Raw genomic sequence first — 24,785 nt, 5'->3', positions numbered from 1 at the left:
TCAGCGCGGCTCGCTAAGCAGAAGGCGTACGGCACGCATGGCGTCAGGGTACCGCACGGGCCCGGAACCGGGCCGGGCGCGACCGAACCCTGGGCAGGGCTGTGGAAGCGACGGGCACCAAGTACCGGCCCGTGGCGACGGCCGAAACCGGCGTACCCACGCAAGCGAGAAGCGGATCACCCTGTGGATGACCCGCTTCTCGTCTTCACTGTGGAGCTAAGGAGAATTGAACTCCTGACCTCCTGCATGCCATGCAGGCGCTCTACCAACTGAGCTATAGCCCCGTGCTGTTTTCCGCCCGGTCTCCCTGGCGACATCGAGAACATTACCGGTGACCCCGCCGGTCCACCAAATCGATTCCTCGCCGTATCGATTTGACTGATTTGCGACATCGTACGGACGGCCGCCGAGGACGCCGAAGGGGGTCAAGCCGTGGCGAAGGAGTAGAAGCGCTTGAGCGTGCAGTGCTCCTCCAGCAGCCGACCGTAGATCGGCTCCCCCTCCAGCTCCCGATAGGTCTCGATCGGGTCGCCCTTTATGATCAGCGCCCGGGCGCACTCCTCGCACCAGTACTGGTACTCCGGATTGATCGGATCCATGTCCCTGACGATGGGCGTACCGCTGCCGCACCAGTCGCACTTCCGCCTGTGTGCACCCATGGGTCAGCTCCGGCTTTGGCCGTGAGTCGCAGGAAATCCGGGAACAAGGGGCAGGTCCGGGACCTCGTGGCGGCTCGCAGGCATCGCGCTCCCTCCCGTTCGGTCCGTCGCCCCCTCCGGCGCTCCGATTCTGCCATGACCCCGCAAGGGGGGAAGCCCGCCGGAGTTCCGGCCGCTCACCGACGGCGTACGAAACCCGCCGCCGCCCCCGCCGCCACGGTCATGAAGAGCGCGAGGGCGCACACCCACAACGCCTGCCCGACCCCTGCGCCCTTGTGTATCAAGGCGGTTGAAGCAGAGCGTGCCGAACGCCGCGCGCCCGGCCAGCTGACCCGGCTGGGTGACCGTCACCAATGCGCCGCTCACGTCGGCCGCGCCGTTGGGACGTACGTCCGCCAACGCCCCGCCGGGGGTGGGACCGAAGCCCAGCGCCAGTCCGACACCCATCGCCTCGGAGGCCGTTGTCATGACATCGAGCCCGGCCCCGGCCTCATGCGGGTGACGAGAGCCCGCTGATGCTGGTACCGGCAGCACCCGGCAACTCCCTTGCAGGTCACCGGCCATGGGCGTGTGACTGCGATGACGTCACATCAGGCGGGACTTCAGGCGGAGAATCGGCAGGGCAGCCGGACGGCGGATCGAACAGTCCGGCACCGGCGGCGTCCGGAGCTCGCCACCTTTCTGCGCAATCGCGGACACGGGTGACCCCTGCCGATGTGGGCATGGCGCCGGTACTGGACACCGTGGCGCGCACGGTCCAGCCGGACGCCTCGGAGCGCGAGCGGAGGTGGCCCGCGCACCCGGCAGTCAGTCCGACGCCTTCGAGATGGGGCCGGAGATCCAGGGCATCATCGACGCGCTCGTTCCGCGCCCCGCCGTGGTCTGCAACGCGAGACACGACATCTCGCCACCAACCCCGCCTGTCGCGACCTGTTCGCAGGGAGCGGATTGCCGCGTTGCGACGGCGCCGAGAGGGGCAACGCAAAGATCCCGCCCCCTGCCGGGGACGGGATCTTGATTGTGGAGCTAAGGAGAATTGAACTCCTGACCTCCTGCATGCCATGCAGGCGCTCTACCAACTGAGCTATAGCCCCATCGTTCACTGTGTTTCTCTGCGTTTCCGCGCTGCGAACAAGAAGAACTTTAGCCTGTGACCTGCCAGAAAGTGAAATCCGGCCGGGTGACCCCTGGGGCCCGTCCGATCCGGACCCGCCGGACAGGCCCGGGAGCCCGGCACGATCCGGACGGAAGACCCTAGGTGTCGTCGCCGAGCACCGGCTCGGGCAGCGTGCCGGCGTTGTGCTCCAGCAGGCGCCAGCCCCGCGCACCCTCGCCCAGCACCGACCAGCAGCAGTTCGAGAGCCCGCCGAGCCCTTCCCAGTGGTGCGCCTCCAGGCCCAGCAGCCGGCCGATGGTGGTGCGGATGGTGCCGCCGTGGCTGACCACGACGAGCGTGCCGTTCTCGGACAGTTTGTCGGCGTGTCCGAGCACGACCGGGGCGGCCCGGTCGGCGACCTCGGTCTCCAGCTCACCACCGCCGCGGCGCACGGCCTCGCCGCGCTTCCACGCGGCGTACTGCTCGCCGTACTGCCCGATGATCTCCTCATGGGTGAGACCCTGCCAGGCGCCCGCGTAGGTCTCGCGCAGTCCCGCGTCGTGCGCGACTTCGAGGTCGGTGATCGCGGCGAGCTCGGCGGCCGTGGCCGCCGCCCGCTGCAGATCGGAGGCGACGATCGCGTCCGGCTTCAGCGAGGCCAGCAGCCGGGCGGCCCGCCGGGCCTGGCCGACCCCGGCCTCGGTGAGCGCGATGTCCGTGGAGCCCTGGAACCTGCGCTCCAGGTTCCAGGCCGTCTGGCCGTGGCGCCAGAGGACGATCCTGCGGCCCCTGCCGCTTCCGCTGCCGTTCAGCTCTGCTCACCTTCCGTACTGCCGGTGAGCCGGGCGTACTCCTCGGCCTTGCCGCGGGTCTTGACGGCGTCCTCGGGAAGCGGGATCTCGGGGCAGTCCTTCCAGAGGCGCTCCAGCGCGTAGAAGACCCGCTCCTCACTGTGCTGGACGTGGATGACGACGTCGACGTAGTCGAGGAGGATCCAGCGCGCGTCGCGGTCGCCCTCACGGCGTACCGGCTTGGCGCCGAGCTCCTTCTGGAGCCGCTCCTCGATCTCGTCGACGATCGACTTGACCTGGCGGTCGTTGGGGGCCGAGGCCAGCAGGAAGGCGTCCGTGATCGACAGCACGTCGCTGACGTCGTACGCGATGATGTCGTGCGCGAGCCGGTCGGCGGCCGCCTGGGCGGCGGCATTGATGAGCTCGATGGAGCGGTCCGTGGCGGTCACATGCAGGCTTTCGTCGGCGGTCAGATCGACCTCTAGGGTCTCACGGACCGCCGACAGCCGACGCAGCGATTGTTCGAAGATCGAATCGACATCATCCGTGCGGTCGGAAGCGGGTCATTTGATCTTGTAGTCCTGTCCGAGCAGCACGGACACATCCACGTTCGCGGCGGGCTTGCCCTGTTTCACCGCGTCCGTCGGCAGCCCCAGGGTCTTGGCGACCTGCGTCGCCTTCTCCTTGTCCGCCGCGCCCTTGTAAACGACCTCGGACAGTGCCGCGGTCCCGGCCGTTCCGCCGCTGACGAAGGTGTAGCCGCCGTTGACCAGCTTGACCTGCGCGGACCCCGTGCCGCCCTCGTCCCCGGTGGCGTTCTTGACGCCGACTCGCACCGGTGCGTCACCCGCGCCCGGAGCCTTGACCGCACCGCCCAGGATGTCCTTGACGACGCTCTCGGTGGCCGCTTCGGTGAGTGATCCGTCGGCCTGAACCGGCAGCACCGCCGTCTTGTAGTCGCCGACCTTGGCGTGCTGGGCGAGCTTCGCCAGGGAGGCTCCCAGATCCTTCTCGGGGAGCGACGGGTCGAGGATCTGCGCCAGCGTCTGCACGGTGACCGTGGCGGCCTTCGGGTCGTCCGAGATCTTCCGCAGCACGCCGCGCATGACCTCCCCGAACCGCGTGAGCTGCTTCGTCTCGGCCTCGCCCGGCCCCAGGTAGGTGGCGTACGCGACGGCCATCCGGCCGCTCAGGGTCTGCGCCTCGCCCTTCTTCACCAGGGGGGAGGCACCCTTCTTCTCGTCCGGCACGTCGGTGTCCGTGTCGACCTCGATGTTGCCGACCAGGTCGACAAGCGTCTCCAGGTACGGAGTGTCGAGCCGCCAGGTGCCGCTGATGTCGGTGCCGAGCAGGGTGCCGATGGACTCGCGGGTGCCGGTGGTGCCGTCGTCCTTGACGGACTTGCCGAGGGTGGTCGCGGTGCCGTCCTCGTCGGCCACCGCGAGCGAGTTGGGGAGCAGGACCGTCGTGCCCTGTTTGGTCGTCACATTGTCGACGAGCAGCGCCGTGGAGGTGCCGCCCTTCTTGGTGTTGTGCAGATGGACCACGATGACGTCCCGCTTCTGCGGGCCCGTCGACGCCGTGCTGTCCTTGTCCGAGCCGGACAGGCCCGGCAGCATTCCGGCGGACCAGAGGTAGCCGACTCCGCCGACCACGACCAGGGCCACCACGACTATGAGCGCCACCATGCGGTTGCGGCCGCGACGCCGTGCCTCCTCGCGCCGCTCGCTGCGGCTCTCGGTGAACTTCAGCCAGTCGATGACGTCTTCGGAGTCCTCGTCGGGCTCCTCGATGAAGGAGAACTGCTCGGTGCGGTAGTCGCGGTCGGCGCGGCGCTGCCCGGGAACGGCCGCATCCGGCTCCGTCCCGGAGCCCGGCACGGGCACGGGTTCCGGCTCGGCCGGAGCGGGCGCCGGCGGGGACGACTGCGCGGCCGCCTGCTGCGGGATGTTCCACTGCTGGGTGGTGTCGACCGCGGCGGGCTGCCGCCCGGTGTCGTAGCCGTAGCCGTCGTAACCGCCGTATCCCTGTTGTTGGGGCTGCTGCGGTTGTTGGGGCTGCTGGGGCGCATAGGGGTCGTACGCCTGCGGCTGTTGCGGATGGGGCTGGGCGTACGGGTCGTAGCCGTACCCCTGATCGGCCTGCTGAGGCTGCTGGGCCTGTTGAGGCTGCTGCGACGCATACGGGTCGTACGCCTGCGGCTGGACGTGCTGCGGCTGCTGGTACACCGGCTGCCCGTACTCGTCGTAGCCGATGATCTGCGGCTGCTGGTAGTACGGGTCGTACGCGTTCTGTCGGTCGTTCACCGGTGCCCCTCTGCGTCGCTCATTCGCCGCGGTACAGCTGGCGCTTGTCGATGTAGCGGACCACGCCGTCCGGCACCAGGTACCAGACCGGATCCCCCTGCGCGACCCTCTCACGGCAGTCCGTGGACGAGATGGCGAGCGCGGGAACCTCCACGAGGGAGACCCCGCCCTCCGGCAGTCCGGCGTCCGTGAGCACGTGCCCCGGCCGCGTCACACCGATGAAGTGGGAGAGCGAGAACAGTTCATCGGCGTCCCGCCAGGTGAGGATCTGGGAGAGCGCGTCGGCACCGGTGATGAAGAAGAGGTCCGCGTCGCCGTGGATCGCGCGCAGGTCCCGCAGAGTATCGATGGTGTACGTGGGCCCGCTGCGGTCGATGTCGCTCCGGCTGACCGAGAACTGAGGGTTGGACGCTGTCGCGATGACCGTCATCAGATAGCGGTCCTCCGCCGGGGAGACGTGCTTGTGGCTCTTCTGCCACGGCTGCCCGGTCGGGACGAAGATCACCTCGTCGAGGTGGAACTGGGCGGCCACTTCGCTGGCCGCCACCAGGTGTCCATGATGAATCGGGTCAAACGTCCCGCCCATCACGCCGAGTCGGCGCTTTATGCGGCCGGTAGGCACTTCCTGCTCTCCCATGCGTGCAGAGCCTACTGGCACAGCTGTACGCCTTCGCCTCAGCGGTCGCGGTTGAAGCGAGTGGTGATCCAGAGCAGGAGCATCAGCGCGACGAACGCGCCGCCCCCGGTGAGATACGGGCTGAGGCTTTCGTGGTTACCACCCTGCTCGCCGCCCTCGGAGGCGAGAGTGACCAGCTGGTGCGCGGTGCTCGTGAGGCTCATCTTCGGCAGGACCTATCGATCGGGAGTCGGAAGGAAGACATCGCGCACATCGTATGCGGGAGCCTCGGGCACGCTCACGCCGACTCAGTCGTTGTTGTCGTCGTTGCGGTATCCGCGGAGCAGGAACCAGCCGAGCAGGACGGCTCCGACGAGCGAGGCGAGCAGCACGATACGGAGCGTGCTGCCGGGCCCCTGCTCCCCGGACGCGGCGGCGAGCAGAGCAACGGTGTGCGGCATGTCGGGCGTCTCCTCAGTTATCCACAGCCCCCCGCACACCGTAGCCCCAGCACCTACGCTGGGGTTTGTCAGGGGGGCGAGCGACATCTCGTACGAACAGGGGGCCCATTCATGACCGAACGCAGCCACGAGAGCCATGAGAAGGTGCCGAGCAGGCAACGCAGGCGTTTCGCGGGCATCTCGTCCCGGGCCTACGAACACCCGGCGGACCGCTCGGCCCTGGTGGCCCTGCGCAAGCTGAGCGGTTTCGACACCGTTTTCAAGACACTGAGCGGCCTGCTGCCCGAGCGCAGTCTCCGGCTGCTCTTCCTCTCCGACTCCGTCCGGGTGAGCGATGCCCAGTTCGCCCATCTCAACGACATGCTTCGGGACGCCTGTTACATCCTGGATCTGGAGAAGGTCCCGCCGATGTACGTCAACCAGGACCCGCAGCCCAACGCGATGTGCATCGGCCTCGACGAGCCGATCATCGTGGTGACGACGGGCCTGGTGGAGCTGCTCGACGAGGAGGAGATGCGGGCCGTCATCGGCCACGAGGTGGGACACGCGCTCTCCGGCCACGCGGTGTACCGCACGATCCTGCTGTTCCTCACCAGTATCGCGTTGAAGGTCGCCTGGATCCCGCTCGGCAATGTCGCGATCATGGCGATCGTGACGGCGCTGCGGGAGTGGTTCCGCAAGTCCGAGCTGTCGGCCGACCGGGCCGGGTTGCTCGTCGGCCAGGATCTGCAGGCGTCGATGCGCGGTCTGATGAAGATCGCGGGCGGCAATCATCTGCACGAGATGAATGTGGACGCCTTCCTCGCGCAGGCCGACGAGTACGAGAAGGGCGGCGATCTGCGCGACTCCGTACTCAAGATCCTCAACCTGCTGCCCCGCACGCACCCGTTCACCACGGTGCGCGCGGCCGAGCTGAAGAAGTGGTCCGAGAGCCGCGACTACCAGCGGATCATGGACGGTCACTACCCGCGGCGCGACGAGGACAAGGACACCTCGGTGACCGACTCGTTCCGGGAGTCCGCGGCCCACTACGCGGACACGGTCCGCTCCAGCAAGGACCCGCTGATGAAGCTGGTCGGCGACATAGCGGGGGGCGCCGGGGATCTGGGCGGCAAGCTCCGCGACAAGTTCACCGGCCAGAGCGGGAGCTCGGGCGGCAAGGGCGGCGCTACGGACTCTGCGAGGCGGGATGAGCCGCGGAACCCTGAAGGGCCGGGGACAGACCCGGGGCCGGCGGGGAGCTGACCGCCAGGGTCCCGCAGAGTGCCGCCGTGGGCCCGCCCGTCGCGTACGGGTCGGTGCCCGCGGGGCCGCGGGGGACGGCGTGCTGCCCTGCGAGCAGCGGCCGCAGCGCGCCGGTGGAATCCGCCGGGCACGCCTGCGGTCCGGCCTGGACATAGCTGGTGCGCAGCTCCAGCCGGTGCAGCCGCAGGTCTTCCCGGTCGAAGCGGAAGTGCAGCTCGCGCCGTACGGTGAAGAGTGAGGCGTCGCCCGCCTGTTGGGGGCCCGCGGCGGCCGGGCGGAGCGTGTAGGTGAAGGTGTGGTCCGACACCACCTCCAGCGTGTCGGACCCCTCCTCGGCGTAGCTCAGGGTGCCGTGGACCCTGACGTCCGGAGCGGCCAGTGCCACCTTCGCCGCGTCGAACCGCACCAGCCATCCGGTCGCGGCATGCCGGCCGTCGTCCTGCGGCCGGCTCATGCTCTGCTCGAACTGGGTCGTCTGGTCCGGATCCAGCAGCTTTTCCACCGGGCGCACCGCGGCACCGGTGAGTACGTCGGGATCGAGTGAGGAGGCGACGAGATAGTCCTTGGCGGTGGTCAGTGCGGTCGCGACCTGGTTGTCCGAGAAATTGTCCGTCCGTCTGATCGCCGGCAGATTGATGCCTGCGGCACCTGTTTCGAAATGTGCGGCGGGGCTCTTCGCGAGAAGCGCGGCTGCGGTTCCACCGGGTACGGCGCCCTGGGGAGCCAGAGGTACGACGGTGGACCTCAGCGGCTCGGCGCGTCTGCCGACGGGCGCCTCGTAGGGGTGGCGAAGGCCCATGTACACGGCCATTCCGAAGGCCAGGGCGATCAGGAGTACCAGGGCGATGGCCGCTCTGGGTCCGTTGCGCAGGCGCCGGGACGGCAGGCTGCGTACGGCAGGTGCGTGGTCCCCCATGCGCTCCTGGGCGGAGAATTCCTGCAGCCGGGCAGCACGCACGAACGACTCGTCGAAGACGAGTGAGCGGTACTCGTCCTCACCGCCGCCCGCCGGACTCTCGGACGGACCTTCTGGTGGTTCTCCGCGGCGTGCCATGACTTCTCCCGACTCCACGTCACTGACCGGGGCCGTAACGCTTCGCTCTGCTTCGGCCGAATGGCTTCGGACAGGGCCTGCCCGTCATGAGTTCGTATGAGTTCGTGTGACTTCGTACGACTGCGCATGTACGGACGAGTGAGAAGCCCCCTCGAAGAGAGGGGTCACACCTTCAGGGTAGGTCGATTACGACCGGGGTAAACGCCCAGCCGCGAGAGAACCGAGGGAGAACTGCGGGAGAACGGGCCAGGAGTGCCGCCGGAGCCCGCGGGCACACCTTCGGGGCCTGCGAGGAATGCGGAGAGAGAGCGGGGCGTACCCGGGCGTGGGCAGGCGGGCAGGAGCCCGGCGCGCTTCTCAGTCCGTGCGGGGGATCGCGGAGACCGTGGGGCGCGGATAGCCCGTGGCGGCTGATGGAGTGGCGTCGGGGACGGCGCCGGGAGCCCGGTCCACGCCGGTCGTGGCGGGCGGCGGGGCGGGGTCCTGGCGGCTGCCGGAGGAGTTGCGGTAGACGGCGCTGAAGGCCAGCGCGACCATTCCGATGCCCATCAGCACGGCGAGCAGCCAGGCCACAGGCCGGTGCCAGCGCGCGGCCCCCCGGTAGGGCCGCAGAGCGCCGCCATGGCGGCCGTAGGGACCGCTGCCGTACCCGTCGTCGTCGAGGTCCAGCGGGTCGTCGTAGGTGCTCTCGCGGCCGTATGCGCCGGGGCCGTACCCCTCTTCGCCGTACCCCTCTTCGTAGAGATCCTCGTCCAGGGGGCCGCCGCCCGCCCGTGCCCGGGATGCCTCGGCCTCGGCGCGTGCCTGGGCGGCCGCCAGCAGCCGCTCGACGGCGGTCGGCTCATGGATCTCGGCGGCCCGTACGAAGTCCTCGTCGAACACCACGGAGGCGAAGTCCTCGTCCGCGCCCCCGCGGTCGTCGTCGGGCTCCCAGCCGTCCGGGAACGGCCTGCCCCCCACGTCGTCCGGCACGGCTCCAGACTAGCCCCGCCGGGTCGTTCTGGGCAGGGAGCCCGCAACATTCACCGGCCCCGGGAGGTCACCGCACATGCCCGTCGCCGGTGACGATGTACTTCGTCGAGGTGAGCTCCGGCAGCCCCATCGGGCCCCTGGCGTGCAGCTTCTGCGTGGAGATGCCGATCTCGGCGCCGAAGCCGAACTGGCCGCCGTCGGTGAAGCGGGTGGACGCGTTCACGGCCACCGTCGTGGAATCCACCAGTTGGGTGAAGCGGCGGGCCGCGGCCTGGGAGGTGGTCACGATCGCCTCGGTGTGGCCCGAGGACCAGAGCCGGATGTGCGCGACGGCCGCGTCCAGCGACTCCACCACGGCCGCGGCGATGTCGTAGGAGAGGTACTCGGTCTCCCAGTCCTCCGGCGTCGCCGCCACCACGATGGCCTTGGATCCCTTGGCGTGTTCGAGCACCCGCTCGTCGCCGTGCACGGTCACGCCCGCTTCGGCCAGCGCGTCCAGGGCGCGCGGCAGGAACCGCGCGGCGACGTCCTTGTGGACCAGGAGCGTCTCGGCGGCGTTGCAGACGCTCGGGCGCTGCGCCTTGGAGTTGATCAGGATGTCCACGGCCATGTCGAGGTCGGTCTGCGCGTCCACGTACACATGGCAGTTGCCGGTGCCTGTCTCGATGACCGGAACGGTGGATTCCTCGACCACCGTACGGATCAGCGAGGCGCCGCCGCGCGGGATGAGGACGTCGACCAGGCCACGGGCCCGCATCAGTTCGCGTACCGAGTCCCGGCTCTCGCCCGGGACCAGCTGCACCGCGTCGGCCGGGAGCCCGGAGCCGCCTACCGCGTCGCGCAGCACCCGTACGAGCGCGACGTTGGAGGAGTACGCCGAGGACGAACCGCGCAGCAGGACCGCGTTGCCCGACTTCAGGCAGAGGGCCGCGGCGTCGACCGTCACATTGGGCCGGGCCTCGTAGATGATCCCGACCACGCCGAGCGGCACCCGGACCTGGCGCAGGTCGATGCCGTTGGGCAGGGTCGAGCCGCGGACGACCTCGCCGACCGGGTCGGGCAGCGCCGCCACGTCCCGCACATCGGCGGCGATGGCGCGGATCCGCTCCGGGGTGAGGGTGAGCCGGTCGATGATCGACTCGCTGGTCCCGGCCTCGCGGGCGCGGGCGACGTCCTCGGCATTGGCCGTGACGATCTCGCTCGTCCGCACCTCCAGCGCGTCCGCGATCGCCAGCAGTGCGTCGTCCTTCGCCGCGCGCGGCAGCGGCGCGATGTCGGCTGCGGCGGAGCGTGCCCGGTAGGCGGCCTGGGCGATCGGGGACATGTTGTCGTACGGCGAGAACGTGGTCATGCCCGCAGGGTAGTGCGCACACTGCGGGCATCCGTCACTTATCCCGTGATGCGAGACAACCGCTGATGCGAGGCGCCCGATTTCGGGACGGCCGTTCCGAACGCGGGTGCCTGCTCAGTAGTCAGTACGGGTGCACTCCGACCGGAGCGGCCGGGGGCGGCCCGTACCCCTCGGCGACGCGCTGGTGGTACGTCTCGCGGTCGATGACCTCCAGGCCGACGATCTCCCAGGGCGGAAGCTTGGCCGTGGAGCGGTGCTCGCCCCACAGCCGCAGCGCGACGGCCGCCGCGTCGTGCAGATCGCGGGCCTCCTCCCAGTAGCGGATCTCCGCATGGTCGTTGGCGTACCGGCTGGTCAGCAGGAAGGGATGGTCGTGCGCCAGCTGTTCGAGTCCGCGTCTGACCTCCTTCAGAGGGGTGTCGGCTCCCGAGACGCTGAGCGTGATGTGCCACAGCTTCGACGGGGTGCGTTCCTCCTTCACCACCGTCTGCTCGGGCCGGGTGGTCCGGCCGTCCCCTCGCTCCGTGGTCCGGCTCCCGTCGAAGCCGGCACCTGCTCCGACACTGGTCAGGGCCCGGCCACCCGTTCCTCGGGGCGGCGCCCCCGGGCGCGCTCGTCTCACCGGCGGCCTCCTGTGAATGCGTTTACTGTGCTGTACCCCGCTGTTCCCCGCTACAAAGTTGACCAGTCCGCGGCCGGGGATGGGGCGGTTTTCGTGAAGGTCTCTGCCCCGAGACTGGACTTTCAGCCGTTTCAGGGGTTTGTCAGGTGTGCAGTACGACCAGATCGTCCCTGTGTACGACCTCGCGTTCGTACGCCGGACCGAGCTCCCGCGCCAGGTCGCGGGTGGAGCGGCCGAGCAGCTGCGGGATCTCCTTGGCGTCGAAGTTGACGAGCCCCCGGGCCACAGGACGGCCTTCGAGATCGCGCAGCTCCACCGGGTCACCCGCGACGAACTCACCCTCGACCGAGGCGATCCCGGCAGGCAGCAGCGAGCTGTGCCGGTCGACGACGGCCCGTACGGCCCCGTCGTCGAGGGTCAGTGAGCCCTGCGGGGTGGAGGCGTGGGCGAGCCAGAGCAGCCGGTCGGCCGAGCGGCGTCCGGTGCGGTGGAAGTACGTGCCGGTGTCGCGTCCGGCCAGGGCGTCGGCGGCCCGGCTCGCCGAGGTGAGGACGACGGGGACGCCGGCGGCCGTGGCGATCCGGGCGGCCTCGACCTTGGTGACCATGCCCCCGGTGCCGACGCCCGCCTTCCCGGCGCTGCCGATGGTGACGCCCGCCAGATCCTCCGGGCCGGCCACCTCGGCGACCCGCGAGGTGCCCGGGGTGCTGGGGTCGCCGTCGTAGAGACCGTCCACGTCCGAGAGGAGGACCAGCAGGTCCGCGCGGACGAGATGGGCGACGAGCGCGGCGAGCCGGTCGTTGTCGCCGAACCGGATCTCGTCGGTGGCGACGGTGTCGTTCTCGTTGACGACCGGGAGCGCACCCATGTCCAGGAGCTGGTCGAGGGTGCGGTAGGCGTTGCGGTAGTGGGCGCGGCGGCTGGTGTCGTTGCTGGTGAGCAGCACCTGGCCGACGCGTACGCCGTACCGCGCGAAGGAGGCGGTGTAGCGGGCGACGAGCAGCCCCTGACCGACGCTGGCGGCGGCCTGCTGCCGGGCCAGGTCCTTGGGACGGCGCACCAGCCCGAGCGGGGCGAGCCCGGCCGCGATGGCGCCGCTGGAGACGAGCACGATCTCGCGCTCCCCGCCGCTTCGCACCTTGGCCAGTACGTCGACGAGCGCGTCGACACGGTCCGCGTCGAGGCCGCCCGCCGCGGTGGTGAGGGATGAGGAACCGACCTTGACCACGATCCTGCGGGCCTCTGCGACGCCCTGCCTTGCCCCTGACACGTCCATCCCCAATGATTCGGCCTCACCCGGCCCCCGCAATCTACGCGAGCGGCAGAACCGGCGCCTGCGCGTTCCGCCCTCTGGACGGTGCCCGCCGGATCCGCGAACCGGGCCGGGCGGGCCGTGGGACCGCGCCCCGGACCGGCACCTCTCGGCGGTCGCGCCGCACCGGCCGTTCATCCGCGCGCATATACCGAATGTCCCGGGACTCCTCGGGCCGTATCCGCACACTGTCGGCAGAATCACGCCGTGCCGGAGCACGCAACCATCGGGGCGTCTCGATCATCTAATAGCCGATAGGGTGAACGGCGGGTGGCTTCCTATGCCCATTTTCAGCAGCGCAGGCCCCTCATCCGCCGCCTGCCAGAGGGACTTCTCACAGACATGGGACAGCAGTAATGCCAGTCAAAGTAAGTGTCGTCATTCCTGTATACAACCCGGGCAAGTACATCGACCCCTGCATCGACTCGCTGCTGCGACAGACCCTCCCGGCAGGGGAATTCGAAGTTCTCTTCGTCAACGATGGCTCGACGGACGACACTCGCGAGAGACTCGAGAAGCTGGCCGGGGAGCACCCGCATTTCCGTGTGATCACCATCCCGAACTCCGGCTGGCCCGGAAAGCCCCGCAACATCGGTGTGGACGAGGCGAAGGGCGAGTACGTCCAGTTCGTCGACCAGGACGACTACCTCGCCTCCGGCGCCCTGCAGCGGCTGTACGACATGGGCCACCGCAACGGTTCGGACATCGTCATCGGCAAGGTGGCGAGCAACTTCCGCGGCGTCCCGCACGGCGTGTTCAAGAAGAACCGCGAGAAGTGCACCCTGCACGACGCGCCCCTGTACGACAGCCTCACGCCGCACAAGATGTTCCGTACGGAGTTCCTCCGCGAGAACGGCATCGCCTACCCCGAGGGCAAGCGCCGGCTCGAGGACCAGCTCTACATGATGCAGGCGTACTTCCCCGCCAAGGTCGTCTCGATCCTCGGCAGCTACACCTGCTACTACTACTCCCGCCGGGACGACGGCCAGAACGCCGGTTCCGCGAAGATCGTCCCGTCCGGCTACTACGGCAACCTCCGTGAGGTCCTCGACGTCGTCGTGGAGAACACGGAGCCCGGCGAGTTCCGGGACATGCTGCTGCGCCGCTTCTACCGCGTCGAGATGCTCGGCCGGCTCAGCGAGCCCGCCGTCCTCAAGTACGAGCCCGAATACCTGGACGAGATGTGCGACGCCGTCCAGGAACTGGCCACGGACTTCATGCACGACGGGGTGCACGACGGGCTCGGCCCGGTGCTCCGGCTGCGCTCCACGCTGCTGCGCAACAACGACCGCCAGGGCCTCGTCCGGATCTCCCGGTTCGCCGCGTCGGTCAAGGCGGCAGCCCGCCTGGAGAAGTTCGCCTGGCGTCCGGACGGCCGGATCGACCTCACCATCAGCGGCCGTCTCGTCCACGGCGAGGACCAGGCCCCGCTGACGCTGCTGCGCCGCGACGGGCGCTACTTCCTGCACCCCGACATCACCGAGGGTCTGCTGCCGGACGGCGAGCTCCTGGACGTCACCGACGACATGTCCGGATTCTCCGCCGAGCTGTCGCTGCGCAACCGCGAGACGGCCGTCGAGTGGTCCTGCCCCGCAACCTTCACCGCCCGTATCGAAGAGCTCGGCGACGACGTCTGCGAGGTTGTCCTGCACGGCAGTGGCCAGATCGGTTCGGAGGCGGTCAAGGGCCGCGGCCGGGTGTCGCGCGGCTTCTGGGACGTCTGGGTGCCGCTGCGCGGTCTCGGTCTGGTCCGCAAGGCCCGGCTCGGCGCCGACCGCGCCCCGGAGGTGGACGCCGCCTGCCTGCCCGCCTCGCTGGGTTCGCCGGCCCGTGCCGTCATCCCCTACTTCACCGACCCGCACGGCAACATCACCCTCGACGTGGCCCGTCGCGCCAAGAGGCTGGCCGAGTACCTCGAAGGCCGTCCGGTCCGCCGCTCCCCCGGCAGCCCCACCGAACTGCGGCTGGATCTGTTCACCACGTCCGCCACCGCGCCCTCCGAGACCACGCTGGTCCTGAGCCCGGCCGACGGCTCCGACGGACCGTCCCACCAGCTCCGCACCATGCTGCGCCCCACCGACGGCCGGGCCCACCTGACCGTGCCCGACCGCGCGTCGGGCGTCGCGCCCGGCGTCTGGAAGCTCGCGGCCCGGCTGGACGGCGACAAGCACCCCGCGTTCCACCTCTGCGACGTCACCGTCGGCAAGGGCGGCCGGATCACCGTCCCGCAGAGCGTGCCCGCGATCGAGGCCGAGATCATGCAGGGGATCGTCGGCAGGCGCCAGAAGGCCAAGCTGCGCCGCGCGCTGCGCGCGGTCGGCGGTCCTCTGGTGCGCCGGCTCCCGGCCAAGAGCCGCAAGCGGGCGCGGCGCCTCGCCGCCCGGTTCACCGGCTGACCCCGCCCCGTACCTCCGTACGCTTTTCACCAGCACACACCGGCCGGGTCCATCGGCCACGAGCGACAGAACAAGGACGTGATCGCATGCGGCAGCTCTCCATCGCAGGGGCCTGGGTGCATGAGCCCAAGGTCTTCCCGGACAGCCGCGGCAGCTTCCACGAGTGGTTCAAGGCGTCGGAGCTCAGCGAGGCCGTCGGGCACACGCTGCGGCTGGCGCAGGCCAACTTCTCCGTCTCCAGCCGGGGAACGCTGCGCGGCGTGCACTTCGCCGACGTGCCGCCGAGCCAGGCGAAGTACGTCAAGTGCGTGCGCGGCGCGGTGCTCGACGTCATCGTGGACATCCGGGTCGGCTCCCCCACGTACAAGCAGTGGGAAGCCGTCCGGCTCGACGACATCGACCACCACTCCGTCTACCTCGCCGAGGGCCTCGGCCACGCCTTCATGGCGCTGACGGACGACGCCTCCGTCGCCTACTTGTGCTCCGAGGGCTACGCGCCCGGCCGCGAGCACGGCATCAACCCGCTCGACCCCGAGCTGGGCATCGAGTGGCCGCAAGGGATCACCCCGCTGCTGTCCGACAAGGACGCCGCGGCGCCCTCGCTGGCCGAGGCCGAGCGGCAGGGCCTGCTGCCCACGTACGAGGCGTGCCAGGAGTACTACGCGCAGCTGCGCGCCCGCGGCTGACCCCCGGGTACGCCGAAGCCCCCGTGGTCCGTGCGGATCACGGGGGCTTCGTGCTGTCCGGCTCCGGTCAGCCCGTCACGGCCTCGATGCGCGAGCGCAGCGGCGCGAACGCGGAGCGCGGGCGGCGCAGATTGCGGGCGCGGGCCAGGGCCGGCCAGAAGTCGGCGCGGAGCAGTGTCTCGGGCCGGACGGCGTTCTTGCGTACCAGCACCTCTTCGGGCACGTCCTGCGGATCGGGTACGACGAACTCCTCGATGATCTCGTCGTACGCGTTCTTCAGGACCTCGCTCTCCGGGTTGGCGCCGAACACGGCGACCACGCCGGTCGGTTCCGTGTCCACCTCGACGACCACCAGGTCGGGGCGGTAGCGGCGCAGTACCTGCACGGCCTTGTACACGTCGCCGGTCCAGTACTTGGTGTGCCGGTCGCGGGCCGCCTCGTCGACGTCGCGCGGGAGCATGTCGTCCAGCACGATCACGCTCGACCAGCGGGAGTGCTTCTCCACGTTCATGAAGTCGCGCAGGGCGTACTCGAAGAGGTGCATGCCGTCGATGAAGGAAAGCTCGAGCTTCGGGTCCCCGCCGAGAACGTTGAGCGGATCGCGGCGGGCGAGCGCACGGAACGGGTTCCGGCCGTTGCGCAGGTGCAGCAGCGGGTCCTTGCGGGCGAAGAAGTCGTCGCTCGTCGCCTTGACCAGGTGGACGTCACAGCTGATGTCCGTCACGACCCGGAAGGCGGGGTCGACGGCGACGGAAGGGACCCGTGAAAGGGCCAGGCTTCTGCCGTCGTTGACCCCGATCTCCAGATAGTTCCGGGGACGGTACACACGGTGCAGATGACGCAGGAAGTCGTGGCGGTTCACTCGGAGCAGCCCTTCGCAGGAAATCAACTGGTCTGGTGCCCGGCGAAGTTACCTCATGACCACACTGTGATGTAAGCGTTCTCCCTCATGTAAACCATGGTTGTGAAAATCTTTGAAAACGACGTGATTTGACCGTTCGTAAGATCAATTCATGATCATGGCCGCTCTGCCGCGAGAAGTGCCGGAAAGGCTTCGGCCAGCGCCGCCCGCCAGTCCCGGACCGGCTCGATCCCGGCCGCGGCCCAGCGGTCGTGGCCCAGCACGCTGAACGCGGGCCGGGGAGCCGGCCGCACGAAGGCCTCGCTGGTCGTGGGGCGGACCCGCTCCGGGTCGGTGCCGAGCAGCCGGAAGATCTCGCGGGTGAAGCCGAACCAGGTCGTCTCGCCGCCGCTGGTGCCGTGGTAGACACCGGCGGGGGCGCCACCCGCGAGGGCGGCCTGCCCGAGCCGGACCAGCCGGTCGGCCAGATCGACGGTCCAGGTGGGCTGACCGCGCTGGTCGTCCACCACGTCGAGGGTGTCCTTGACGCCCTCCAGCTTGATCATCGTACGGACGAAGTTGCCGCCGCCCGCACCGTAGAGCCAGGCCGTGCGGACCACATAACCGGTCTCCGGCAGGGTGCTCAGCACGGCCTGCTCGCCGGCCAGCTTGGTACGGCCGTACGCACTGCGCGGCCCGGTCGGGTCGTCCTCGGCGTACGGCTTCTCGCCATCACCGGCGAAGACGTAGTCGGTGGAGACCTGGAGGAGCACGGCGCCGTGCTCGCGGCAGGCCTCGGCGAGGACCGCGGGGCCCGTGCCGTTGACCCGCAGCGCGGCGTCCTCCTGGGACTCGGCGTCGTCGACCGCGGTCCAGGCGGCGCAGTTCACCACCACGGCAGGGCGGTGCTCCTCGAAGGCCGCCCGCACCGACTCCGGGTCGGTGATGTCCACGGCCGCCCGGTCCGCGGCGACCGCGGTGACATCCTCACCGGCGAGCCGGGCCAGGACGTCCTGGCCCAGCATCCCGGCGGCCCCGGTGACCAGCCAGACGGCGCTCACAGCGCGGCCCGGTCCTTCAGCGGCTCCCACCAGGCGCGGTTGTCGCGGTACCACTGCACGGTCTCGGCGAGGCCGGCGCGGAAGTCCTTGCGGGGCTCGTAGCCGAGTTCCTCGCGGATCTTGGTGCAGTCGACCGAGTAGCGGCGGTCGTGGCCCTTGCGGTCCTCGACGTACGTGACGCTGGTGTCCCAGTCGGCGCCGCAGGCGTCCAGCAGCAGGCCGGTGAGCTCCTTGTTGGAGAGCTCGGTGCCGCCGCCGATGTTGTACACCTCGCCGGCCCGGCCCTTGGTGCGGACCAGCTCGATGCCCTGGACGTGGTCGTCGATGTGCAGCCAGTCGCGGACATTGGCGCCGTCGCCGTAGAGCGGGACCGTCTTGCCGTCCAGCAGGTTGGTGACGAAGAGCGGGATGACCTTCTCGGGGAAGTGGTGGTGCCCGTAGTTGTTGGAGCAGCGGGTCACCCGCACGTCGAGGCCGTGGGTGCGGTGGTAGGAGAGCGCGATCAGGTCGCTGGACGCCTTGGCCGCGGAGTAGGGCGAATTGGGCGCGAGCGGGTCGGTCTCGGGCCAGGAGCCCTCGTCGATCGAGCCGTAGACCTCGTCGGTGGAGATGTGCACAAAGGTCTTGATGCCCGCCAGGTGCGCGGCGTGGATCAGGGTGTGGGTGCCCACGACGTTGGTACGGACGAACTCGGCGCCGCCGTCGATGGAACGGTCCACATGGGACTCGGCGGCGAAGTGCACCACCTGGTCGTGCTCGGCCATCAGCTTGGCGACCAGCTCCGGGTCGCAGATGTCACCCTGCACGAACCGGAAACCGGGGTGGTCGCGGACCTCGTCGAGGTTGGCCGGGTTGCCCGCGTAGGTGAGCTTGTCGAGCACGGTGACGGCGATGTCGCCGGGGCCCTCGGGGCCGAGCACCGTACGGACGTAGTGCGAGCCGATGAAGCCGGCGCCGCCGGTCACCAGGATGTTGGTGGTCATGAAGAGATCTGCACCTTGCTGTGGTCGCCGAGTACGAGTCGGTGGGCGGACGGGGAACGGGGCGCGGGGGTCACTTCGACGTCACGGCCGATGAGCGAGGCCTCGACACGGCGGACACCGGCGATGGAGGCTCCCCGCAGGACGATGGAGTACTCGATCTCGCTGTCCTCGATGCGGACGTCCTCCGAGACCGAGGTGAACGGGCCCACGTACGCGCCGCTGATCACCGAACGCGCGCCGATGACCACGGGCCCGACGATACGGCTGCCGCTGACCTTGGCACCCGCCTCGATCCGCACCCGGCCGATGATCTCGCTGTCCTCGTCGACCTCGGCGTCCTCGTGGAACGGCTCGACGGCCTCCAGGACGGTCCGGTTGACCTCCAGCATGTCGGTGACGTTGCCGGTGTCCTTCCAGTAGCCGTGGATCGTGGTGGAGCGCACGTCGCGCTTCTGGTCGATCAGCCACTGGATGGCGTGCGTGATCTCCAGCTCGCCGCGCCAGGAGGGCTCGATCGAGCGGACCGCCTCGTGGATGGCGGGGGTGAAGAGGTAGACGCCGACGAGCGCCAGATCGCTCTTGGGCTCCTTCGGCTTCTCCTCCAGCGCCGCGACCCGGCCGTTGGCGTCGAGCTCCGCGACGCCGAAGGAGGTCGGGTTGGGCACCTGCGTCAGCAGGATCTGTGCATCGGGCTTGTCCGCGCGGAACTCCTCCACCAGACCGGTGATGCCACCGACGATGAAGTTGTCGCCGAGGTACATGACGAAGTCGTCGTCCCCCAGGAAGTCGCGGGCGATCAGCACCGCGTGGGCGAGCCCGAGCGGCTCGTCCTGCGGGATGTACGTGACCTCGATGCCGAGCGCGGAACCGTCGCCGACCGCCTCGCGGATCTCGGGCGCGGTGTCGCCGACGATGATGCCGACCTCGGTGATGCCCGCTTCCGCGATGGCTTCCAGCCCGTAGAAGAGCACGGGCTTGTTGGCCACGGGCACCAACTGCTTGGCCGAGGTGTGTGTGATGGGACGCAGGCGTGTGCCGGCCCCTCCGGATAGTACGAGAGCCTTCACGTGACCAGTCCCCATGGTGATCTGTCGGTCCTGTCGCGGGCGCGACGTCCGGACGATTTTACTGATGCTTCTTGGTGTGATCTTCGGTGAATCGGTTCTGCGGGTGCACTCGGGGTCCACCCGCAGGACAAGCGGCCGTCACTCCACGCTCAGCCGCTCCTTCCATCGCCTCATGTCACGGCGCATCCTGCGGGCCACGCGCCGGGACAGCGAGGCCCGGCGGGCGGCGGCCTTCGGCTGCTCGATGCGCTTGCCGTCGTGCCAGTCCGGCACGGTCACCTCGTAGTTCGAGTCGGCCAGACCTGCTGAGCGGTCGCGGAAGTGCGGGTACGCGAGGTAGAGCGTCTGCCCGTCGCGCGAGCGGACCACGTCCGGGACCGTCTTCGCGCGGATGTACCGCACCATCTCGATGAGCAGGTCCATCCTGCCCTGTGCGACACAGGCCAGACGCAGCCGCTCCGAGACCTTGATCAGCCGGGCCACACCGTCGTGCCAGTACGTTTCCATCAGCGGAGCCACAAGTTCCATCTTGTGCCGCCGGACTTCCTCGGAATCCTTCAGCACGACCGGGCCGAACTGCTGGAGCATCCCGACCGTGAAGGGCCGGACCATCAGGAAATCCCGTTTCGGACCCGCGGGCTCGATCCGGTGAATGAGCGCCATCATGGCGCGCATCGAGTCGAAGCGCCATTCATAGGTGCCGCTCTTCGTGACGTGCTTCCCGTCGTCACGGCCCACCAGGTAATAGCAGACGTAATTGGAGATCACCGAGACCCCGGCGCCACGCAGATATGCCTCCATCGTGAAGAGGGCGTCCTCACCGGTTCTGAGATTCTCGTCGAATCTCAGGGAGAGACGCTCCAGGAGTTCACGCCGGAAGAGCTTCTGGGCACTCAGGGTGTATATGACCTTGGAGTTGTAGACGTCGACACGTTCTCGGGTGGCGCCCCACATCGACTGCGGTGCCCCCCTGTTCACGCCGACCACCTTGCCGAGCACCACGTCGGTGCCCGCCCGGTCGGCCATGGCCACCATCCGCTCCAGCGCCTCGTCCCCGAAGTAGTCGTCCGCGTCCAGGAAGAACACATAGCGGCCGCGGGCCAGTCCGAGACCCACATTGCGCGGCCCGCTGGGTCCGCCGGAGTTCTTCTGTCTGACCACCCTGGTCGGAACCTTCGACCGCGCGGCGAATTCCTCCAGGTACTCGCCCGTGCCGTCGGTGGAACCGTCGTCGACCGCAACAATTTCGATGCGATCGGCCCCGATGGTCTGCGCCTCCACCGATTCGAGACAGCGGATGAGGTAGGGCATCGCCTCATATGCACCGACAACCACAGTCACGTCAGGAATTTGCGTCTCGTTCACACAAACAGAAGACAGGCGGCCCGGTCCGTTGGTTGTCCAACACGACACGACCAAATAGTGATACTCATCACAAAGGCCCGGCACAACCCTTTGCGGGGTGTGCCGGGCCTTACCCGATCATGTAGTGCAAATGGCTGACTTTCAGCCGCCCACAGGTTCGCCCAGGCTCTGCGCCACTCCGGCGTTCCGCGCGTCGGACTTGGCCGCCAGCGCCTTCACGGCAGTGTCGAACTGCACGATCGAGGTGGGCTCGTCCGGCCCGAGGAGGTACTGCTTCAGCTCGCGCCTGGCATCCGCCCGGACGTCCGCGGCCGGATCCGCCACCGCGGCGAGCAGCTCGTCGAGCTCGGCCGCCGAGTTGGACAGGATCACCGCGGCGCGCACCGCGGTGTTCTGCCGGCGGAACTCGTCCTCGCCCAGCTCGGCCGAGTCCGTGACCGCGTACGGCTTGCCGCTCGCGATGAAGTCGGACACCACACTGGAGATGTCCGAGACCATGGCGTCCGACTCGTTGAAGCAGTCGTACAGCCGCATCTGGGCGCCGGTGATGACTCGGTGCTCCCACCAGCCCTGTGCACGCCAGGACGCCGCGTTCCACTCGTCCTTGAGCTTCGCGGTCTCGGCCTCGCGCGCCGGGTCGGCCAGCGAGTCGCGGGACAGCTCCGCCTCGTCCCGCGCGGTGCGTCCGCCGCCGGCCAGCTCGGCCAGCCGTGCCTCGATACGGGTCAGCTCGGCCCGCGCCTCGGCCTGCTCGCTCCGGAGCGCGGCCGACTGCTCCGCCCAGCGGGGATCGGTGACGCGCTCGGCGGCGGCCTGCTCGATCATCGCGGTGATGCGCAGGTGCACCGCCTTGGCCTTGTCGCTGCGGGTGCCGGTGAACGGGTGCGGCTTGTACAGCAGCCGGACCGGCTGCTCGGCCTCCAGCAGCCGCCTGACGATGTTCTCGCCGGCCAGCAGCAGGGACGTGTTGCCCGGGTTGTCGTCCCAGCCCTCCCAGGTGGGGGCGTACAGCACGGTCGGGATCGGGTTCTTCTGTGTGCCGGACCAGGACTGGATGGTGGCCAGCTGCGGGCGGCCCACCTCCACGATGTCCTCGTCGCGCACCCCGACGTCGGCCAGCGCGTAACGGTCGCGGCCGGCCCGGCCTGCGGTCCACACCTCGTCGTACACCTTGCTGTACGGGTTGACGCTGGCGATCTTGTCGCTGTCGCCGTGGCCGATGAAGACGTGCTTCATCGTCGGCACCCGGAGCAGGTGGATGTTCTTGCCGACGTTGGCCGCGTAGAGCGCGACCCGCACCGACGAGAGGTCCAGATTCATCAGGTGCACACCGCCGGGCACGCAGAGCACCGGCACCGAGGTCGTGGCGAGCTGCGGCACGATGTTGCGCTCACGCAGCAGGATCATCGGCCGGCCGCCGAGCTGCGCCATGGTCTCCAGCCACATGTTGGCCTGGTAGGCGGAGTCCTTGGAGCCGGAGAAGTACAGCATCACGGTCGGCCGGTACTCGGCGAGCCAGTCGCCCACCGCGTTGAGGACCTTGGTCTCCGGCGGTACGAGCCGGCTCGGCCGGACGTACGGCAGCAGCGCCGCCAGGTAGCAGACCGCGAGAACGAGCGTCAGACCGAGACCGATGTACGCGATGGCGTCCTTGCCGGTCTCGACCGCGACCAGCACACCCACCATCGAGAAGACGTCCAGGTGCAGCATCTTCTCCGCGGGCCGGCTCATCAGGCCCTGCGGCGGGGCATCCGCGATCCGCACCGACGCCAGGTCGATGTTGCGGGTGACCACCGGGAGCTTGCGGCGCAGCCGGATGAGGGTGACCATCGCGCTCTGTGGTGCCTGGAGTCCGTAGAACGCCAGCAGGCAGGCGACCGTCACGTAGAAGAGCGTCTCCTCGCCGTATCCCATGCGGGACAGCAGCAGGATGAGCAGGAGTTGCCGGACCAGGAAGCGGATCGAAAGCCCCGCCCGGACGGCGGCGAGCCGGTTGATCAGATAGCTGCCGCAGTGGTGCAGATACCGGTCCGCGAGATAGGTGACCGCGGTGGCCGCGGCGAAGAACCAGAGATTGGGGATTATTGCCGCGAGCATTATGCACGGGAACCCCAGAGCCACCAGGAGCGCGGCGGCCAGCTCCGAACCGCTGCCCACCCGAGCCAAGCGCATGGCTTTCGAAATCACGAAGTACCGCTCCCGAGGGTGCCGACTTTTACCTTACGTGGGGAATGTGAAGGCAGAGCTTCACGAATACGGACCCCTGCGGTACGCACGTGGCGACTGCAGGGGTCCGAATAGTCGATTGTCAAGCAGTATTACACATCGGCCTGTCGGTCCAGGACAGCGGCAAGCGCCTGCTCGAAACCGGACGCCTCGGAGGCGCCCCGCGTCGGGTCCTGCTGGCGCACGTCGATGACATGGCCGGTCATCTCGGAGAGCAGGACGTCGAGCGAGGTCCTGGCGACCGCCTCGGAGGAGAGCAACGTGCCCGCCGGCTCCTCACCGAACGCCTTGGTGCGCATCGGGGTGGCGGTGCGCTCGGGGTTCACGCAGTTCACCCGCACGCCGTCGGCCGCCCACTCGTCCGAGAGCGCCTGGGTGAGGTTCACCATGGCGGCCTTGGTCGACGAGTAGAGGCTGTACTCCGCGCGGCCCCGGGTGTAGCTGCTGGAGGTGTAGAGCAGCAGCTGGCCCTTGGTCTCGGCGAGGTACTTGTACGAGGCGCGGGCGATCTGCACCGGTGCCAGGTAGTTGACGTTCAGCGCTTCCTGGATGGTCGCGTTGTCCGTCTCGGCCAGCTTGCCGATGCGGAGCACGCCGGCGGTGTTGATCACGTAGTCGACCCGGCCGGTGTCGGCGTACGCCTTGGAGAGCGCCTCGTCGATGTGGACCGGGTTCTCCACGTGCGTACCGGTGGTGGAGCGGCCCAGGGCGTAGACGGTGGCGCCGTAGGACTCGGCGAGCGTCGCGATGTCCGCGCCGATGCCGTACGAACCGCCGAAGACGACGAGGGTCTTGCCGCTGAGCAGCTCGCGGTAGGCCGCGTCGTCGGTCGGCTGCGGGACGGCCGTGGAGGCCAGCTGGAAGAGCTTGTCCGCGATGAAGACGTCGACCGGCTGAGTGACCTTCATGTTGTACTCGTCGCCCGCCACGACGTAGATCGGTACGTCCGGGAGGTACTTCAGCACGACCGAGCAGTCGTCGGTCGCCTGGAAGTTCGGGTCGCCCGCGGCGACCTCGTACGCCCGGCGGATCGTGGAGAGCTTGAAGGCCTGCGGCGTCTGGCCCCGGCGCAGCCGGGAACGGTCGGGCACATCGGTGATGAACTCGCCGTCGCCGCCGTGGGTGCGGGTCACGATGATCGTGTCCGCGGACGGGATGGCGACGTCGACCGCCTCGTAGCGGTCGAGGGCGTCGACGCAGTCCTTGATGACGCGCTGCGAGAGCAGCGGGCGCACGGCGTCGTGGAAGAGGACGTTGCGGTCCTCGCCCTCGGCCAGGCCCTCGCCGAGGGCCGCGATGGCGCGCTCGGTGGTCTCGTTGCGCGTGGAGCCGCCCTCGATCACCTTGGTGACCTTGGTGAGCCCCGCCTTGGCGACGATCTTCTCCACGTCGGGCACATAGCCCGGAGCCATCAGCACGATGACGTCGTCGATGGAGTCGGCCTGCTGGAAGATCGACAGTGTGTGCTCGATGACAGCCTTGCCTGCGATCTTCAGCAGCTGCTTGGGAATGGACAGACCCACGCGCTGGCCGGTACCGCCGGCGAGCACGACAGCTGTGGTTCGGGCTTTGACTATGTGCTGAGCAGACACAGACGACCTACCTTGCGAGGGCTGGGAGATACCGCGATGGTTGCACTCTCCGTTACCGTCTCGCAAGGTGGACGTCGGCCACC

At 69.0% G+C, this 24,785-nt stretch carries 22 protein-coding genes and 2 tRNA genes; 3 read left to right on the top strand and 21 right to left on the bottom strand.

From position 1 onward, the window contains the following. Nucleotides 1-211: 211 nt before the first annotated feature. The 9 genes from IE107_RS05285 to IE107_RS05245 form a co-directional block, all read right to left on the bottom strand. Nucleotides 212-284 (bottom strand) — tRNA-Ala (locus IE107_RS05285). Between the two features lie 141 nt (nucleotides 285-425). Continuing rightward, nucleotides 426-659: a hypothetical protein gene (locus IE107_RS05280; protein WP_015608461.1), complete on the bottom strand. Its 234-nt coding sequence runs from the start codon at nucleotides 657-659 to the stop codon at nucleotides 426-428. Between the two features lie 1,021 nt (nucleotides 660-1,680). Next, nucleotides 1,681-1,753: transfer RNA gene (locus tag IE107_RS05275), tRNA-Ala, on the bottom strand. Between the two features lie 160 nt (nucleotides 1,754-1,913). Continuing rightward, nucleotides 1,914-2,567 (bottom strand): histidine phosphatase family protein, encoded by a 654-nt coding sequence (locus IE107_RS05270; protein WP_189542096.1) that lies wholly within the window; start codon nucleotides 2,565-2,567, stop codon nucleotides 1,914-1,916. Further along, nucleotides 2,564-2,995: a ribosome silencing factor gene (gene rsfS / locus IE107_RS05265; protein ID WP_189541549.1), complete on the bottom strand. Its 432-nt coding sequence runs from the start codon at nucleotides 2,993-2,995 to the stop codon at nucleotides 2,564-2,566. Before rsfS ends, IE107_RS05270 begins: the two co-directional genes overlap by 4 nt. 114 nt (nucleotides 2,996-3,109) lie before the next feature. Beyond that, complete coding sequence (locus IE107_RS05260; RefSeq protein ID WP_189541547.1) at nucleotides 3,110-4,852, bottom strand: LCP family protein; 1,743 nt, start codon at nucleotides 4,850-4,852, stop codon at nucleotides 3,110-3,112. A 19-nt stretch (nucleotides 4,853-4,871) separates the two neighbouring features. Continuing rightward, entirely contained in the window at nucleotides 4,872-5,489 is a 618-nt protein-coding gene (nadD, locus tag IE107_RS05255) for a nicotinate-nucleotide adenylyltransferase (protein WP_189541545.1), read from the bottom strand. A 38-nt stretch (nucleotides 5,490-5,527) separates the two neighbouring features. Further along, complete coding sequence (locus tag IE107_RS05250) at nucleotides 5,528-5,692, bottom strand: hypothetical protein (RefSeq protein ID WP_189541543.1); 165 nt, start codon at nucleotides 5,690-5,692, stop codon at nucleotides 5,528-5,530. Between the two features lie 84 nt (nucleotides 5,693-5,776). Next, entirely contained in the window at nucleotides 5,777-5,929 is a 153-nt protein-coding gene (locus tag IE107_RS05245; protein WP_189541541.1) for a hypothetical protein, read from the bottom strand. Nucleotides 5,930-6,040: 111 nt separating this feature from the next. Here IE107_RS05245 and IE107_RS05240 point away from each other — a divergent pair, with 111 nt between their 5' ends. Continuing rightward, entirely contained in the window at nucleotides 6,041-7,174 is a 1,134-nt protein-coding gene (locus IE107_RS05240) for a M48 family metallopeptidase (protein WP_189541539.1), read from the top strand. Here IE107_RS05240 and IE107_RS05235 read toward each other — a convergent pair. The 5 genes from IE107_RS05235 to proB form a co-directional block, all read right to left on the bottom strand. Further along, complete coding sequence (locus IE107_RS05235) at nucleotides 7,098-8,228, bottom strand: SCO2583 family membrane protein (RefSeq protein WP_189541537.1); 1,131 nt, start codon at nucleotides 8,226-8,228, stop codon at nucleotides 7,098-7,100. The two genes, IE107_RS05240 and IE107_RS05235, sit on opposite strands and share 77 nt — an antisense overlap. Nucleotides 8,229-8,585: 357 nt before the next feature. Further along, nucleotides 8,586-9,200, bottom strand: coding sequence for an SCO2584 family spore wall biosynthesis protein (locus tag IE107_RS05230; RefSeq protein ID WP_189541535.1), 615 nt, complete (start codon nucleotides 9,198-9,200; stop codon nucleotides 8,586-8,588). 67 nt (nucleotides 9,201-9,267) lie between these two features. After that, the gene (locus IE107_RS05225; RefSeq protein ID WP_189541533.1) at nucleotides 9,268-10,551 is read right to left on the bottom strand and encodes a glutamate-5-semialdehyde dehydrogenase; all 1,284 of its coding nucleotides are present in this window, start codon (nucleotides 10,549-10,551) and stop codon (nucleotides 9,268-9,270) included. A 121-nt stretch (nucleotides 10,552-10,672) separates the two neighbouring features. Continuing rightward, on the bottom strand, nucleotides 10,673-11,173 hold the full coding sequence (locus IE107_RS05220) for a DUF8830 family protein (RefSeq protein ID WP_189541531.1): 501 nt from the start codon (nucleotides 11,171-11,173) through the stop codon (nucleotides 10,673-10,675). Between the two features lie 142 nt (nucleotides 11,174-11,315). After that, nucleotides 11,316-12,401 (bottom strand): glutamate 5-kinase, encoded by a 1,086-nt coding sequence (gene proB, locus IE107_RS05215; protein WP_229866734.1) that lies wholly within the window; start codon nucleotides 12,399-12,401, stop codon nucleotides 11,316-11,318. Between the two features lie 440 nt (nucleotides 12,402-12,841). Here proB and IE107_RS05210 point away from each other — a divergent pair, with 440 nt between their 5' ends. Together IE107_RS05210 and rfbC are read left to right on the top strand one after the other, a co-directional pair. Further along, complete coding sequence (locus tag IE107_RS05210; protein ID WP_189541527.1) at nucleotides 12,842-14,881, top strand: glycosyltransferase family 2 protein; 2,040 nt, start codon at nucleotides 12,842-12,844, stop codon at nucleotides 14,879-14,881. Between the two features lie 86 nt (nucleotides 14,882-14,967). Next, a complete protein-coding gene (gene rfbC, locus IE107_RS05205) occupies nucleotides 14,968-15,567 on the top strand; it encodes a dTDP-4-dehydrorhamnose 3,5-epimerase (RefSeq protein WP_189541525.1) in 600 nt (199 codons plus the stop codon). A gap of 67 nt (nucleotides 15,568-15,634) precedes the next feature. On the opposite strand, the gene IE107_RS05200 is transcribed toward rfbC, so the two are convergent. From IE107_RS05200 to IE107_RS05170, 7 genes are all read right to left on the bottom strand, one after another. Next, nucleotides 15,635-16,429: an O-methyltransferase gene (locus IE107_RS05200; RefSeq protein WP_189541523.1), complete on the bottom strand. Its 795-nt coding sequence runs from the start codon at nucleotides 16,427-16,429 to the stop codon at nucleotides 15,635-15,637. 155 nt (nucleotides 16,430-16,584) lie between these two features. Beyond that, nucleotides 16,585-17,469 (bottom strand): dTDP-4-dehydrorhamnose reductase, encoded by an 885-nt coding sequence (rfbD, locus tag IE107_RS05195; RefSeq protein ID WP_189541521.1) that lies wholly within the window; start codon nucleotides 17,467-17,469, stop codon nucleotides 16,585-16,587. Continuing rightward, nucleotides 17,466-18,452: a dTDP-glucose 4,6-dehydratase gene (gene rfbB, locus IE107_RS05190; protein ID WP_189541519.1), complete on the bottom strand. Its 987-nt coding sequence runs from the start codon at nucleotides 18,450-18,452 to the stop codon at nucleotides 17,466-17,468. Before rfbB ends, rfbD begins: the two co-directional genes overlap by 4 nt. After that, nucleotides 18,449-19,519 carry a glucose-1-phosphate thymidylyltransferase gene (locus tag IE107_RS05185; RefSeq protein WP_189541518.1) on the bottom strand — a complete coding sequence of 357 codons (1,071 nt, stop codon included), beginning with the start codon at nucleotides 19,517-19,519 and terminating at the stop codon, nucleotides 18,449-18,451. Before IE107_RS05185 ends, rfbB begins: the two co-directional genes overlap by 4 nt. Nucleotides 19,520-19,657: 138 nt before the next feature. Next, entirely contained in the window at nucleotides 19,658-20,869 is a 1,212-nt protein-coding gene (locus tag IE107_RS05180; RefSeq protein ID WP_268246563.1) for a glycosyltransferase family 2 protein, read from the bottom strand. A gap of 156 nt (nucleotides 20,870-21,025) precedes the next feature. Beyond that, nucleotides 21,026-23,071, bottom strand: a complete 2,046-nt coding sequence (locus tag IE107_RS05175) for a hypothetical protein (protein ID WP_189541514.1) — start codon at nucleotides 23,069-23,071, stop codon at nucleotides 21,026-21,028. Nucleotides 23,072-23,202: 131 nt separating this feature from the next. Continuing rightward, on the bottom strand, nucleotides 23,203-24,660 hold the full coding sequence (locus tag IE107_RS05170) for a bifunctional cytidylyltransferase/SDR family oxidoreductase (RefSeq protein WP_373302394.1): 1,458 nt from the start codon (nucleotides 24,658-24,660) through the stop codon (nucleotides 23,203-23,205). Nucleotides 24,661-24,785 lie beyond the last annotated feature (125 nt).

Source organism: Streptomyces gelaticus (genome assembly GCF_014649535.1).
GTDB classification, from domain to species: domain Bacteria; phylum Actinomycetota; class Actinomycetes; order Streptomycetales; family Streptomycetaceae; genus Streptomyces; species Streptomyces gelaticus.
Note: the sequence above shows the minus strand (reverse complement) of the source record. Positions and strands in the feature narration are given on the sequence as shown.

Coding starts and splice junctions, on each gene's coding strand:
- IE107_RS05225 (WP_189541533.1), bottom strand. CDS start 10,551: ATGACCACGTTCTCGCCGTACGACAACATGTCCCCGATCGCCCAGGCC.
- rfbB (WP_189541519.1), bottom strand. CDS start 18,452: ATGACCACCAACATCCTGGTGACCGGCGGCGCCGGCTTCATCGGCTCG.
- IE107_RS05280 (WP_015608461.1), bottom strand. CDS start 659: ATGGGTGCACACAGGCGGAAGTGCGACTGGTGCGGCAGCGGTACGCCC.
- IE107_RS05240 (WP_189541539.1), top strand. CDS start 6,041: ATGACCGAACGCAGCCACGAGAGCCATGAGAAGGTGCCGAGCAGGCAA.
- IE107_RS05245 (WP_189541541.1), bottom strand. CDS start 5,929: ATGCCGCACACCGTTGCTCTGCTCGCCGCCGCGTCCGGGGAGCAGGGG.
- IE107_RS05250 (WP_189541543.1), bottom strand. CDS start 5,692: ATGAGCCTCACGAGCACCGCGCACCAGCTGGTCACTCTCGCCTCCGAG.
- rfbC (WP_189541525.1), top strand. CDS start 14,968: ATGCGGCAGCTCTCCATCGCAGGGGCCTGGGTGCATGAGCCCAAGGTC.
- IE107_RS05210 (WP_189541527.1), top strand. CDS start 12,842: ATGCCAGTCAAAGTAAGTGTCGTCATTCCTGTATACAACCCGGGCAAG.
- IE107_RS05235 (WP_189541537.1), bottom strand. CDS start 8,228: ATGGCACGCCGCGGAGAACCACCAGAAGGTCCGTCCGAGAGTCCGGCG.
- nadD (WP_189541545.1), bottom strand. CDS start 5,489: ATGGGAGAGCAGGAAGTGCCTACCGGCCGCATAAAGCGCCGACTCGGC.